At 55.4% G+C, this 13,008-nt stretch carries 11 protein-coding genes; 7 read left to right on the top strand and 4 right to left on the bottom strand.

Annotated features, from left to right (window positions below; translation table 11 throughout):
- Genes yidD through rpmH form a run of 3 tightly spaced genes read right to left on the bottom strand, consistent with a single transcriptional unit; the run spans window position 1 to window position 791 of the window.
- Window positions 1–246, bottom strand: coding sequence for a membrane protein insertion efficiency factor YidD (yidD, locus tag AC07W5_RS00585; RefSeq protein ID WP_074872215.1), 246 nt, complete (start codon window positions 244–246; stop codon window positions 1–3).
- The gene (gene rnpA, locus AC07W5_RS00580; protein WP_208492426.1) at window positions 239–640 is read right to left on the bottom strand and encodes a ribonuclease P protein component; all 402 of its coding nucleotides are present in this window, start codon (window positions 638–640) and stop codon (window positions 239–241) included. Before rnpA ends, yidD begins: the two co-directional genes overlap by 8 nt.
- A 16-nt stretch (window positions 641–656) precedes the next feature.
- On the bottom strand, window positions 657–791 hold the full coding sequence (rpmH, locus tag AC07W5_RS00575) for a 50S ribosomal protein L34 (RefSeq protein WP_003213577.1): 135 nt from the start codon (window positions 789–791) through the stop codon (window positions 657–659).
- Between the two features lie 565 nt (window positions 792–1,356).
- Here rpmH and dnaA point away from each other — a divergent pair.
- From dnaA to gyrB, 4 genes are read left to right on the top strand one after another with little or no spacing between them, the layout of a single operon-like run.
- Entirely contained in the window at window positions 1,357–2,871 is a 1,515-nt protein-coding gene (gene dnaA / locus AC07W5_RS00570) for a chromosomal replication initiator protein DnaA (RefSeq protein WP_495010508.1), read from the top strand.
- A gap of 39 nt (window positions 2,872–2,910) precedes the next feature.
- A complete protein-coding gene (gene dnaN, locus AC07W5_RS00565) occupies window positions 2,911–4,014 on the top strand; it encodes a DNA polymerase III subunit beta (RefSeq protein ID WP_495010509.1) in 1,104 nt (367 codons plus the stop codon).
- A gap of 20 nt (window positions 4,015–4,034) precedes the next feature.
- On the top strand, window positions 4,035–5,138 hold the full coding sequence (gene recF, locus AC07W5_RS00560) for a DNA replication/repair protein RecF (protein WP_494991051.1): 1,104 nt from the start codon (window positions 4,035–4,037) through the stop codon (window positions 5,136–5,138).
- A 4-nt stretch (window positions 5,139–5,142) separates the two neighbouring features.
- A complete protein-coding gene (gyrB, locus tag AC07W5_RS00555) occupies window positions 5,143–7,560 on the top strand; it encodes a DNA topoisomerase (ATP-hydrolyzing) subunit B (RefSeq protein WP_495010510.1) in 2,418 nt (805 codons plus the stop codon).
- A gap of 90 nt (window positions 7,561–7,650) precedes the next feature.
- Here the strand turns inward: gyrB and AC07W5_RS00550 are convergent, their stop codons facing one another.
- Window positions 7,651–8,370: a response regulator transcription factor gene (locus AC07W5_RS00550; RefSeq protein ID WP_495010511.1), complete on the bottom strand. Its 720-nt coding sequence runs from the start codon at window positions 8,368–8,370 to the stop codon at window positions 7,651–7,653.
- A gap of 168 nt (window positions 8,371–8,538) precedes the next feature.
- Between AC07W5_RS00550 and AC07W5_RS00545 the strand changes: the two genes are divergently transcribed.
- From AC07W5_RS00545 to AC07W5_RS00535, 3 genes are all read left to right on the top strand, one after another.
- The gene (locus AC07W5_RS00545) at window positions 8,539–8,871 is read left to right on the top strand and encodes a hypothetical protein (protein ID WP_495022610.1); all 333 of its coding nucleotides are present in this window, start codon (window positions 8,539–8,541) and stop codon (window positions 8,869–8,871) included.
- 493 nt (window positions 8,872–9,364) lie between these two features.
- The gene (locus tag AC07W5_RS00540) at window positions 9,365–10,300 is read left to right on the top strand and encodes a FecR family protein (protein ID WP_495022791.1); all 936 of its coding nucleotides are present in this window, start codon (window positions 9,365–9,367) and stop codon (window positions 10,298–10,300) included.
- An 18-nt stretch (window positions 10,301–10,318) separates the two neighbouring features.
- Window positions 10,319–12,625: a CHASE2 domain-containing protein gene (locus tag AC07W5_RS00535; RefSeq protein ID WP_495022609.1), complete on the top strand. Its 2,307-nt coding sequence runs from the start codon at window positions 10,319–10,321 to the stop codon at window positions 12,623–12,625.
- The last annotated feature ends 383 nt before the right edge of the window (window positions 12,626–13,008 follow it).

Here is a 13,008-nt window from a genome sequence, read left to right as displayed (position 1 = left end):
TTACTCGGCCATCGAAGAAGAACGGGAGGTAGGGATAGATGGAACCGGGTCATAACCACCGGGATTCCACGGATGACAGCGACCTAAACGACGAAAGGCCAGCCAGCCACCGCGCAGAAGGCCATGATTTTCTATGGCTTCGTACGCGTAGCAGGAACAACTGGGGTAGAAACGACAGTGACTGGCCATCAGAGGACTAATGGCATAGCGGTAAAACTGGATCGGAACGAGTGCCAGTTTACGCATCGGGACTGTCTACCCCTACAGTTTCGGTTTTGACTGCTGGTACCGGCTTGCTGCGTGCCAGACGTTTCCAGAGTTTGCCGAAATGCTGAATCAATTCGGGGTTTTCTACGTCACCCAAACCTTTGCGCGCGACGATAACGATGTCCCAACCGACCAGAGAATCCTGGTGGAGGCGAAACGATTCGCGCATCAGACGTTTGAGGCGATTGCGCTCAACGGAGAGCTTTACGCTCTTCTTGCCGATCACTAACCCCAGACGGGGGTGATCCAGATCGTTGTTACGCGCAAGGAGCAGGAGATTTTTCCCCGGAACCTTGCCGGTGGGGGAGTCAAAGACTGCCTTGAAATGCCGGGGTGTAAGCAGACGCTTTTCCCGACTGAAGTCCTGACTCACCACCAGTACCGGATTATCAAACTGCCAGACGCGCACGACCTTTGGCGCGGCGACGCGACAGGACTGCACGGCCGTTTTTGGTAGCCATGCGAGCACGGAAGCCGTGAGTACGGGCGCGTTTGATGGTGCTTGGTTGGAAAGTACGTTTCATGTCGTGTTACCTGGTTCGTCCACAACGGGCCGGAATGGCCCCCGTTTTAAGAGACCGGCGATTCTAGAGAAAGCAAGCCTCTAGGTCAATTTCCAACCAGCTTTTCCTTAAATTAGATGTCTGTGGGTTTTTGCCGTCTGACAGAGGGTGGCCAGATATAGAAATAAAGAAGGGAATTATTTAAAGCTTTTCTGTAAAGCTTATAAAAGCTAGGGCCGCCGGCATCTGTGGATAAGTACCTTCAAGCCTTACATCACTTGATGTACAGAGAATGACAACCATGGTGAGAAACGGTGTTCTGCCTGTGCTGCGCTATCGGATAAGCTGTGTGTGGAATGCCATGTTATCCACAGGCAGGTTATCCACCGGGTTTGCCCCCCACTTGTACAACGAGCTCAGGCGGGCTTATCCACAGAGCTTATACACATACCATTGGTCGTGTTTTTTATGGATAAGGCGTTGATTCTTCATGACCTGTCAGCAACCTACATGTGGATAAGTGTGCGTCTGGTCGCTACAATGGCGGCTGTTTTTGCCTCACCGGCTTTCAACTTAGGGGATATCCGTGTCAGTGGAACTTTGGCAGCAGTGCGTGGAGCTTCTGCGCGATGAGCTGCCTGCCCAGCAATTCAACACCTGGATCCGTCCACTACAGGTCGAAGCCGAGGGCGACGAGTTGCGTGTCTACGCACCGAATCGTTTTGTTCTCGATTGGGTCAACGAAAAGTACCTGGGCCGCGTGCTCGAGCTACTTGATGAGCATGGCAATGGCCTGGCGCCTGCGCTTTCCTTATTAATAGGTAGCAAACGCAGCTCGGCACCTCGTGCTGCGCCTAATGCACCTTTGGCTGCGGCGGCGTCTCAAGCCCAGGCTGCGGCGACACCTGTGGTCAATGCCCCGGTGCCGACTGCGCCAGCCAAACGCTCTACGCAAAAGGTTGCCCAGGTCAGTGAAGAGCCTTCTCGCGACAGCTTCGACCCAATGGCCGGCGCCAGCTCGCAACAAGCCCCGGTACGCTCCGAGCAGCGCACCGTGCAGGTTGAAGGCGCGCTAAAGCACACCAGTTACCTGAACCGCACCTTCACCTTCGAGAATTTCGTCGAAGGTAAGTCCAACCAATTGGCCCGGGCTGCTGCCTGGCAGGTCGCGGACAATCCCAAGCATGGGTATAACCCGCTCTTCCTTTATGGTGGGGTTGGTCTGGGTAAAACCCACTTGATGCATGCTGTGGGTAACCATCTATTAAAGAAGAACCCGAATGCCAAGGTTGTGTACCTGCATTCCGAGCGCTTCGTCGCGGACATGGTCAAAGCGTTGCAGCTCAACGCGATCAACGAGTTCAAGCGCTTCTACCGTTCGGTCGATGCGCTGCTGATCGATGACATCCAGTTCTTCGCCCGCAAGGAACGTTCCCAGGAAGAGTTCTTCCACACGTTCAACGCACTGCTTGAAGGTGGCCAGCAGGTCATTCTTACCAGTGACCGTTACCCTAAAGAGATTGAAGGGCTTGAAGAGCGTTTGAAGTCGCGCTTCGGTTGGGGGTTGACGGTTGCCGTGGAGCCGCCGGAACTGGAAACCCGCGTTGCGATTCTGATGAAGAAAGCCGATCAGGCCAAAGTCGATCTGCCCCATGACGCTGCGTTCTTTATTGCCCAGCGTATTCGCTCCAACGTACGTGAGCTGGAGGGTGCACTTAAACGTGTTATCGCCCACTCGCACTTCATGGGCCGCGACATCACCATCGAGTTGATTCGTGAATCCCTGAAAGACCTGCTGGCACTGCAAGATAAGCTTGTATCTGTGGATAATATTCAGCGCACTGTCGCTGAGTACTACAAGATCAAGATTTCCGATCTGCTGTCCAAGCGTCGTTCGCGCTCGGTCGCACGTCCACGCCAGGTAGCGATGGCATTGTCCAAAGAGCTGACCAACCACAGTCTGCCGGAAATCGGCGATGTGTTCGGTGGCCGAGATCACACCACGGTCTTGCACGCATGCCGCAAGATCAACGAGCTCAAGGAATCCGACGCGGACATCCGCGAGGACTACAAGAACCTGCTGCGTACACTGACCACTTGATGAAGACCAGCGCAGCTTATTAAGGCAAGGGACTAGACCATGCATTTCACCATTCAACGCGAAGCCCTGTTGAAACCCCTGCAACTGGTCGCAGGCGTCGTTGAGCGCCGACAGACCTTGCCGGTGCTTTCCAACGTGCTGTTGGTTGTCGAAGGCCAGCAACTGTCGCTGACCGGTACTGACCTGGAAGTCGAGCTGGTCGGTCGCGTGCAACTCGAAGAGCCTGCCGAGTCAGGAGAAATTACCGTTCCTGCACGCAAGCTGATGGATATCTGCAAGAGCCTGCCAAACGACGCCTTGATCGATATCAAGGTCGACGAGCAGAAGCTTGTGGTGAAAGCCGGCCGTAGCCGCTTCACCTTGTCCACGTTGCCAGCCAATGATTTCCCGACTGTCGAAGAAGGCCCGGGTTCGCTGACCTGCACACTTGCGCAAAGCAAACTGCGTCGTTTGATCGAACGCACCAGCTTCGCCATGGCTCAGCAGGACGTTCGCTACTACCTCAACGGTATGTTGCTCGAAGTGTCCGCCGGCATCATCCGCGCGGTGGCTACCGACGGTCACCGTCTGGCGATGTGCTCGATGCAAGCCGATATTGGCCAGACCGATCGCCACCAGGTGATTGTGCCGCGCAAAGGTATTCTGGAGCTGGCTCGCTTGCTGACAGAGCCTGAGGGGCTGGTAAGCATCGTACTGGGTCAGCATCACATCCGTGCGACCACCGGTGAATTCACCTTCACTTCCAAACTGGTTGACGGCAAGTTCCCGGACTACGAGCGCGTTCTGCCTAAAGGCGGTGACAAGCTCGTTCTGGGCGATCGTCAGGCGTTGCGTGAAGCGTTCAGCCGTACTGCGATCCTCTCCAACGAGAAGTACCGTGGTATTCGTCTGCAATTGGCCAACGGCCAGTTGAAGATCCAGGCGAATAACCCTGAGCAGGAAGAAGCCGAAGAAGAAGTCGGCGTGGAGTACAACGGCGGCTCGCTGGAAATCGGTTTCAACGTGAGCTACCTGCTAGATGTGTTGGGCGTGATGACTACTGAACAAGTACGTTTGATTCTGTCCGACTCCAACAGCAGTGCGTTGGTACAAGAGTCTGATAACGACGACTCGGCTTACGTTGTTATGCCGATGCGCCTGTAATCATGTTCAGCAGAAGCTAGATGTCCCTCAGTCGCGTCTCGGTCACCGCGGTGCGCAATTTGCACCCGGTGACCTTCTCCCCTTCCCCTCGCATCAACATTCTTTACGGCGCCAACGGCAGCGGCAAAACCAGCGTTCTGGAAGCCATCCATCTGCTAGGGCTCGCTCGTTCGTTCCGCAGTGCCCGTCTGTTGCCGGTTATTCAATATGAGCAATTGGCGTGCACCGTGTTTGGTCAGGTTGAATTGGCTGAGGGTGGGCACAGCGCCTTGGGGATTTCCCGTGATCGCCAAGGGGAGTTTCAAATCCGCATCGACGGGCAGAACGCTCGCAGTGCGGCTCAGCTGGCTGAAATACTGCCATTGCAATTGATCAATCCGGACAGCTTCCGATTGTTGGAAGGCGCTCCAAAAATCCGTCGACAGTTTCTGGACTGGGGTGTGTTCCACGTGGAACCACGTTTCATGTCTACTTGGCAGCGGCTGCAGAAGGCCCTTCGGCAGCGAAACTCATGGCTGCGGCATGGTACACTTGACGCCGTTTCGCAAGCGGTTTGGGACAGGGAACTGTGCCAGGCCAGCGCTGAAATTGATGAATACCGCCGCGCTTATATCAAAGCCTTGAAACCAGTCTTTGAACAGACCTTAAGCGAACTGGTTGAGCTCGAGGGCTTAACGCTTAGCTATTACCGAGGCTGGGATAAGGAGCGAGAGCTGAGTGCAGTGCTCGCCACATCCCTTCATCGGGATCAGCAAATGGGACATACCCAGGCCGGACCACAACGTGCTGATTTGCGTCTTAGATTGGGCGCACATAACGCCGCGGATATCTTGTCCCGCGGTCAGCAGAAGTTGGTGGTCTGTGCGTTGCGGATTGCCCAAGGGCATTTGGTCAGCCAAGCCCGGCGTGGCCAATGTATTTATCTAGTGGATGACTTACCGTCCGAACTGGACGAGCAGCACCGCCGCGCACTTTGCCGCTTGTTGGAAGACTTACGCTGCCAGGTGTTTATCACCTGTGTAGACCACGAATTATTGAGGGAAGGCTGGCAGACGGAAACGCCAGTCGCTCTGTTCCACGTGGAACAGGGCCGTATCACCCAGACCCACGACCATCGGGAGTGAAGGCATGAGCGAAGAAAATACGTACGACTCAACCAGCATCAAAGTGCTGAAAGGCCTGGATGCCGTACGCAAACGTCCCGGTATGTACATTGGTGACACCGACGATGGCAGCGGTCTGCACCACATGGTGTTCGAGGTGGTCGATAACTCGATCGACGAAGCTTTGGCCGGCCATTGCGACGACATCAGCATTATTATCCACCCGGACGAGTCCATCACCGTACGCGACAACGGTCGCGGCATTCCGGTAGACGTGCATAAAGAAGAAGGCGTTTCGGCAGCCGAGGTCATCATGACCGTACTGCACGCCGGCGGTAAGTTCGATGACAACTCCTACAAAGTCTCCGGCGGTTTGCACGGTGTAGGTGTCTCGGTAGTGAACGCTCTTTCCGAGTTGCTGGTGCTGACGGTTCGTCGCAGCGGCAAGATCTGGGAACAAACCTACGTTCACGGTGTTCCTCAAGAGCCGATGAAAATCGTCGGTGAGACCGAATCCACCGGTACCCAGATTCACTTCAAACCCTCTGATCTGACCTTCAAGAACATCCACTTCAGCTGGGACATTCTGGCCAAGCGGATTCGTGAACTGTCTTTCCTGAACTCCGGTGTCGGTATCGTCCTCAAGGATGAACGCAGCGGCAAGGAAGAACTGTTCAAGTACGAAGGCGGTCTGCGTGCGTTCGTTGAATACCTGAATACCAACCGGACTGCGGTCAATCAGGTGTTCCACTTCAACGTCCAGCGTGAAGATGGCATCGGTGTAGAAATTGCCCTGCAGTGGAACGACAGCTTCAACGAGAACCTGTTGTGCTTCACCAACAACATCCCGCAGCGCGATGGCGGTACTCACCTGGTGGGGTTCCGTTCGGCGCTGACCCGTAACCTGAATACCTACATCGAAGCGGAAGGTCTGGCGAAGAAACATAAAGTCGCGACCACCGGTGACGATGCCCGTGAAGGTTTGACGGCGATTATTTCGGTCAAGGTGCCAGATCCGAAGTTCAGCTCCCAGACCAAAGACAAGCTGGTTTCTTCCGAAGTGAAGACCGCTGTCGAACAGGAAATGGGCAAGTACTTCTCCGACTTCCTGTTGGAAAACCCTAACGAAGCCAAGCTGGTTGTCGGCAAAATGATCGACGCCGCACGTGCTCGTGAAGCGGCGCGTAAAGCCCGTGAGATGACCCGTCGTAAAGGTGCGCTGGATATCGCCGGCCTGCCGGGCAAACTGGCTGACTGCCAGGAGAAAGACCCTGCCCTTTCCGAGCTGTACCTGGTGGAAGGTGACTCTGCTGGCGGTTCCGCCAAGCAGGGACGTAACCGCAAGACTCAAGCGATTCTGCCTCTGAAAGGTAAAATCCTTAACGTTGAAAAAGCCCGCTTCGACAAGATGATTTCCTCGCAAGAGGTTGGCACTTTGATCACTGCGCTGGGCTGCGGCATCGGTCGCGACGAGTACAACATCGAAAAGTTGCGTTACCACAACATCATCATCATGACCGATGCTGACGTCGACGGTTCGCACATCCGCACATTGCTGCTGACCTTCTTCTTCCGTCAGTTGCCTGAGCTGATCGAGCGTGGCTACATCTATATCGCTCAGCCACCGTTGTACAAAGTGAAGAAAGGCAAGCAAGAGCAATACATCAAAGACGACGACGCCATGGAAGAGTACATGACGCAGTCGGCGCTTGAAGACGCGAGCCTGCACCTGAACGAAGAAGCTCCGGGTATTTCCGGTGAAGCGCTTGAGCGTCTGGTGAATGACTTCCGCATGGTGATGAAGACTCTCAAGCGTTTGTCGCGCCTGTATCCACAGGAACTGACCGAGCACTTCATCTACCTGCCAGCGGTGAGCATGGATCAACTGTCCGATCACGCAGCAATGCAGGATTGGCTGGCCCAGTACGAAGTCCGTCTGCGCACTGTGGAGAAATCCGGCCTGGTCTACAAAGCCAGCCTGCGTGAAGACCGTGAGCGTAACGTCTGGCTGCCAGAGGTCGAACTGATCTCCCACGGCCTGTCGAACTACATCACCTTCAACCGCGACTTCTTCGGCAGCAATGACTACAAGACTGTCGTCACCCTTGGCGCTCAATTGAGCACCTTGCTGGACGAAGGCGCATATATTCAACGCGGCGAGCGCAAGAAAGCCGTCACCGAGTTCAAGGAAGCTTTGGACTGGTTGATGGCTGAAAGCACCAAGCGTCACACCATCCAGCGCTACAAAGGTCTCGGTGAGATGAACCCGGACCAGCTTTGGGAAACCACCATGGACCCAAGCGTGCGTCGTATGCTGAAAGTGACGATCGAAGATGCCATCGGTGCCGACCAGATCTTCAACACCCTGATGGGTGATGCGGTTGAGCCACGTCGTGACTTCATCGAAACCAACGCCTTGGCGGTGTCCAACCTGGACTTCTGATCAGGTGTGATCTGCTGAAATAAAAAAAGCCAACGCTCAGCGTTGGCTTTTTTTATGCGTTGAGTTGATGTCACTGAAGAAGCTTGCGCCCTACTCGCTCGCGGGATGGACGCTTTCAAGTCGATAGCCGTAACCGTAAATGGTCAGCAGCTGCCAGCCTCGATCAGCGGTCAGGCCTAGCTTGTTTCGCAATCGATAGATATGTGTATCCAGAGGACGAGAAGACACCATTTCTTCATGGGTCCAGAAACGCTCGTAGAGATATTCCCGGGATAACGGGCGGCCCAGGTTGGCAAACAGGCAGCGTGCCAGGCGGTATTCGCGCTCGGTAAAACTGATGGGCTTACCGGCACGGGTGACGGTCAATTCAGCATCGTCGAATTCGAGATCATTGAAGCTCTGCACTTCGTTAGCCGTTGAACGTTGCAGGCCATGCCGGCGCAATACAGCCGACACCCGCGCCTTGAGCTCGTTGGGTCGGAACGGCTTGCTGACGTAATCGTCGGCTCCCGCATTCAGTGCCTGAACGATGTCGCTCTCCGCGTCGCGGCTAGTGAGCATGATCGCAGCTGGTGGCGCTTCCATGTGTTCGCGAGTCCAGCGCAGCAGTGACAAACCACTGAGGTCGGGCAGTTGCCAGTCGAGGATCAACAGATCGAATGTTTCTCGTCGTAACTGACGCAGCAAATCTTCGCCTCGTTCAAAGCTGTGCAACGTCCAGGGTTGTTCTCTCGTGGCCGGGATCTGTCGCAGTGTCTGTTCCACCCGCCGTAGCTCGGCGGGCTCGTCATCCAATATTGCGACACGCATGCAGGGTAGTTCCTTCATCTCGGAGAGTGCGATTGCTTTTTGAAACGTCCTACGGCGCTGAGTTTAGGCTGATAGTTCGAATCTGAACAATTATGGGAATTTGCTCGAGCATCCTTACGGCTCGGTACGCTGATGTCAATTAGCCGGTAGCTGACAGGAGCACTGTTATTGCCAGTGTTTTTTCCGCAGAACGATACCGAAACCCTCAAGGAAAAGGACATGGGGAACAACATGCTTCGTATAGGTCGAAAACAGATCGCGAAGGTTGTAAATGGCAGGGATTTAACCAGGCTGACATCGCTGGTTCTCGCTGCATACCTGGGACTCGGGTTGGGAGCCGAGCAGTCCACGACCGTACATCACGTCAATGAAGTAATAACTGAATGGTATTTCAGCCCCGATGATTCACGAGGATTCGCTCCCGTGAATTATCCACAGGCTGAGTTTAGCCAGACCACACAGCCCATTCTGCGTGAAGAACAACAGCGTTGGGTGCTCTGAACCCGGATTCAGAATTCTGAACAAATATTGCAAACCGACTTTATGCGCCTTGTCAGTAGGTAAATTCCTTATCGCTGAGTGGCACACTGGGGCATAGGAAATGCTCCGACACAGGGAGTGTTTCCGTCGATCTGGCGGGCACCGGATCGCGAGCTTGCTTGGGATCTGCGGTAGGGGGGAAAAATGGAGTGCTTGCTCACGCTGGAAAGCCGGGTCGAACCTTAGATCTGACTGCGACACAGGGATGTGTCATCCCTCGCTCAATCAGCGAGGCTGACACATCTCCCTTATCTCGACTTCTGCAGCCTCACGTGAAGGGCTAGCCTGATTATGGCTATCTGCCACTGAGCCCGGTCAGGTATGGTGTGTAAGGCTGATGAAACAGTTTTCCTGGCCCGACTTCCAGAAGAGCGTGAAAGCAAATCCAATGAAACAAATTACCTCTTTGCAATTTCGACGCCTGGGCTCCTGCCTGTTGCTTCTTGGCGGGTTGATGAGTCTGTTCGTACAGCCCGCATCGGCTGCCTTTTTCGCCGTCAAACGTTTGCCTTATATCGATGAAAACCAACAGTGTCGTGGTCAGCCACTGCCGGCCACCGTTGAGCACCTGACCGGCGAGGCCTGGAAACTCGATATCAAAGGGAATCAGGTGCCTTTGGAAGAAGGCATGAACATCGACGAACAGGAAGGCGTGAAGACCTCCCCTTCGGCTTTCGTCAGCTTGTCTTTGGGCGATGGATCTCGCGTGGTTCTGCCCTCCAGTTCTCAGGTTACGTTGCACCTGAATGAAGAACGCTCCATTCCACAGGTCATTCTTGAGCAAGGTCAGGTCGAGTCCTATGTGATCAAGCGTGCGAGCGACTACGACCGCTTCCAGATAGTGACCCCGGTCGGCGTGCTAGGGGTGCGAGGCACGCATTTCCGTGTGCGCAATGACGATGGGCTGTCACTGATTGAAGTGCTCAATGGTCAGGTCGCAGTCAATCGGGATGGCAGCGCTATAGATGCTGTAAAAAGAAGCTCGACCAAGCCTCCCGCCAAAAAAACGGTAGCACCTGTCGCTGACGAAGCTCAGGTCATGGCACGGCAAGGTTTGCGAATTCAGAAAGAAGGCAAGCTAACCCCGGTCGACTTGTTACCTGCCCCCCAGCTGATGGGGCAGGCCGGCCAACAGGGTGATACGCCAGTCTGGAAGTTGATCATGAAACCTCTGGAGGGGGCTAAGCGCTATCGAGCCCAGGTCGCGACCGACACCGACTTCTTGAACATTAAGCAGGAACAGTTTTCCAGCACACCCGAAGTTAACTTCAGCGGCCTGAAGGCATTTTTCTACCATGTCCGTCTCTCTGCGTTCGACGAGCACGGGCTGGAAGGAGATACTGGGGTGTATGACATTTTCTATTACCCCCGTACGACTCGTGCCCAATAACGTCTCGGCATTCTGCCGATGAAGGGCTGGCAAGGGGCCGATAGCCGTGAATCGACTCAGGCCCAGCGTCTGTTTCGCGGCCTGGTGCGTGAATGGTTGTGGGTCAGTTTGATCCTGCTGCCCTTGACGGCCGTCTTGTCCCTGAGCCACGGTCTGACGCTGAACAATCTTTTGTATGACAGCCTGCGTCGCTTGAGCCCGTTGCCCGTCGACCCGAAAATTCTCATCGTTACCATCGACGACTACAGCCTGCAGCAGCTTGGCCAGTGGCCATGGCCCCGCGACCTGCACGCACAGTTACTGGATCGGCTCAGTGCGGCGAATGCCAAGGGTGTCTTGTTCGACATCATCTTCAGCGAGCCGGCCAGCGTTCCGGAAAACGACCAACGCCTGGCCCAGGCGCTCTGCCGAGCCGGGAATGTCTTCGTGCCGTTGCTTCGGGAAGGTGTCGCCCGTTACGGGCAAACTCTTGGCGAAATCGAACCGGTACCACCGCTACGCAGCTGCGCCAAGGGTATCGGGCATATCAACGCCGAGGCGGATGCCGATGGCATCGTGCGCAGTGTGTATTTGCGCGAAGGACCTGCGCACAATCCAAGGGCCCAACTGGCCTGGCTTCTCTATGAGTTGACCCAGCCTATCGATAAGCAGATGCCGGGCTCGCCCTCCTCGTTGACGGCTCAGGGTTGGGAGCGAGCCTATAGGATTCTTGTTCCTTTCATCAGTGCCAACGCCGGTTTCCCCAGCGTCCCTTACGTCAGTGTGTTGCGGGGCGAAGTCCCCCCCGAGTTGCTGCGTGATCGCTTGATCCTGATTGGCTCCACCGCCCCGGGTCTGGGAGACCGTTATGTCACGCCGCAGTCGGCGAGTCTCGGAACGACACCCGGCATCGAGATACAGGCCAATATTCTTAATGGCTTGTTGCAAAAGCGCTGCATCGTCCCCTTGGGCGATGGTTTGGCGATTGCGCTGTCGTTGTCCGTCGTTGCGTTTCTGCTTGGCTTGCTGTTGTTACGTCCACGGCATGCGCTTTGGCTGACTCTGGGTTGCATGGGAGGTGCTCTGCTGGCGTCCTGCCTGTTGTTGCGACTGGGCTGGTGGTGGTCACCGGCCGCCAGCCTGCTGGGGTTATTACTGGGTTATCTGATCTGGAACTGGCGTCGCTTGAGCGTTGTGCTGGCCTACTTCGGCTGGGAACTGGCGCGCCTCGACAGTGAGCCCAAGGTGCTTCCGGAACGCCGCCGTACTCAGGCCCCGGCTGGAGATCGGCTGCAGGGGCAGATTGTCGCGCTGGAACAGGCCATGACCCGCACCCGTGACACGCGTCGCTTTATCGCCGACGGGCTGGAGTATCTTCCGGTAGCCACGCTGATCAGCGATCCGCATGGGCAGATCCTGCTGGCAAACCGCAATGCCCGCGCATTGTTCTCCAATAGCCTGGTTGGCGAAAACCTGCTCGATCAACTGGCCAGTCTCGGCTACCCAAGCTTGATCGATGGCGCACGGCCGCCGTTGTCGGCGCTGGAGACTGTCGAGTTCCGCGACACGCAGGAGCGTAGCTTGCGCCTGGACCTGGCTGCGCTGTTACCGGTGGGAGGCGAGATGGCGATTGGCTGGTTGCTCAGCCTCACGGACTTGAGCGTCGAGCGCGATGCCGAGCAGCAACGGGCGGTGCTGTTGCGCTTTCTTTCCCATGACTTGCGTGCACCGCATTCGGCAATCCTGGCCTTACTCGATATACAACGCCACCAAGCGCCTGGCGATTCACAGGTGTTCAACCAGATCGAGCTGCAAGTACGCAGGGCCTTGAGCCTTACCGAGGCGTTTGTGCAGTTGGCGAAAGCCGAGTCGGAGGCCTATCAATTCGAGCCAAGCATATTCGCGATGCTGATACTGGATGCATTCGATCAGGCCATGACCTTCGCCCAGCTAAAGAATGTTCAGCTTGTTCACGATCTGGATGAAGAGGCGGAAGGGATGGTCTCGGCTGACCAATCCCTGCTGACCCGTGCACTGTTCAATCTGCTGGAAAACGCCATCAAATACAGCCCGGCAGGTTCGCGTATCACGGTGCATATGAGTTGCATTGAAGGCTGGTTGAGCTGCGAGATCGCGGATCAGGGCAAAGGTATCGCCGCCGATGAGCTGCCTCGGCTGTTCAGCCAGTACCAACGATTTGCTTCGGCCCAAGGCAGTGATGGTCTGGGGCTGGGACTTTCAATGGTCAAAGCAGTCGTCGATCGGCATGGCGGAAGGATTTTCTGTGAAAGCATGGTGGGGCAAGGCACCACCTTCAGTCTTCAGCTTCCCCTGCTGGAGGAGTGATATTCAACAGGCAAAGAAAACCGGTCTCAAGGACTAATGCCGGTCAGTTAAGGAATTTTAAGTTCAGCACTGTCCCCCGTAGCAGCTGCCGAAGGCTGCGTCCGGCGGCGAAGCCGTCGCAAATCCTGCTTCCACGATTTGTCTGGAATACCGCAGTGACTGTTTTACGACTGCTGCGCAGCCGGACGCAGGCTTCGCCAGCTGCTACGGTTCGCGTAATGCCTTAACTGACTGGCATTGGTCTCAAGGACCGGTTTTTTTATTGCCATAAAAACTTATGCACGTTTTTTGTCGTTTTATTAGCTTAAGAAATATCTATATAAATCATATAGTTATTTGATGAAACAGGCGGTTTTCAACAAAACGGTACACAGGTTATCCAC

This window comes from Pseudomonas sp. GW821-FHT01E05, from assembly GCF_059422425.1.
The sequence above is the reverse complement of the archived record's forward strand: the minus strand, read 5'-3'. Positions and strand labels throughout refer to the sequence as shown.

Coding starts and splice junctions, on each gene's coding strand:
- yidD (WP_074872215.1), bottom strand. CDS start 246: ATGCGTAAACTGGCACTCGTTCCGATCCAGTTTTACCGCTATGCCATT.
- rpmH (WP_003213577.1), bottom strand. CDS start 791: ATGAAACGTACTTTCCAACCAAGCACCATCAAACGCGCCCGTACTCAC.
- dnaN (WP_495010509.1), top strand. CDS start 2,911: ATGCATTTCACCATTCAACGCGAAGCCCTGTTGAAACCCCTGCAACTG.
- recF (WP_494991051.1), top strand. CDS start 4,035: ATGTCCCTCAGTCGCGTCTCGGTCACCGCGGTGCGCAATTTGCACCCG.
- gyrB (WP_495010510.1), top strand. CDS start 5,143: ATGAGCGAAGAAAATACGTACGACTCAACCAGCATCAAAGTGCTGAAA.
- AC07W5_RS00550 (WP_495010511.1), bottom strand. CDS start 8,370: ATGCGTGTCGCAATATTGGATGACGAGCCCGCCGAGCTACGGCGGGTG.
- AC07W5_RS00540 (WP_495022791.1), top strand. CDS start 9,365: ATGAGTCTGTTCGTACAGCCCGCATCGGCTGCCTTTTTCGCCGTCAAA.
- AC07W5_RS00535 (WP_495022609.1), top strand. CDS start 10,319: ATGAAGGGCTGGCAAGGGGCCGATAGCCGTGAATCGACTCAGGCCCAG.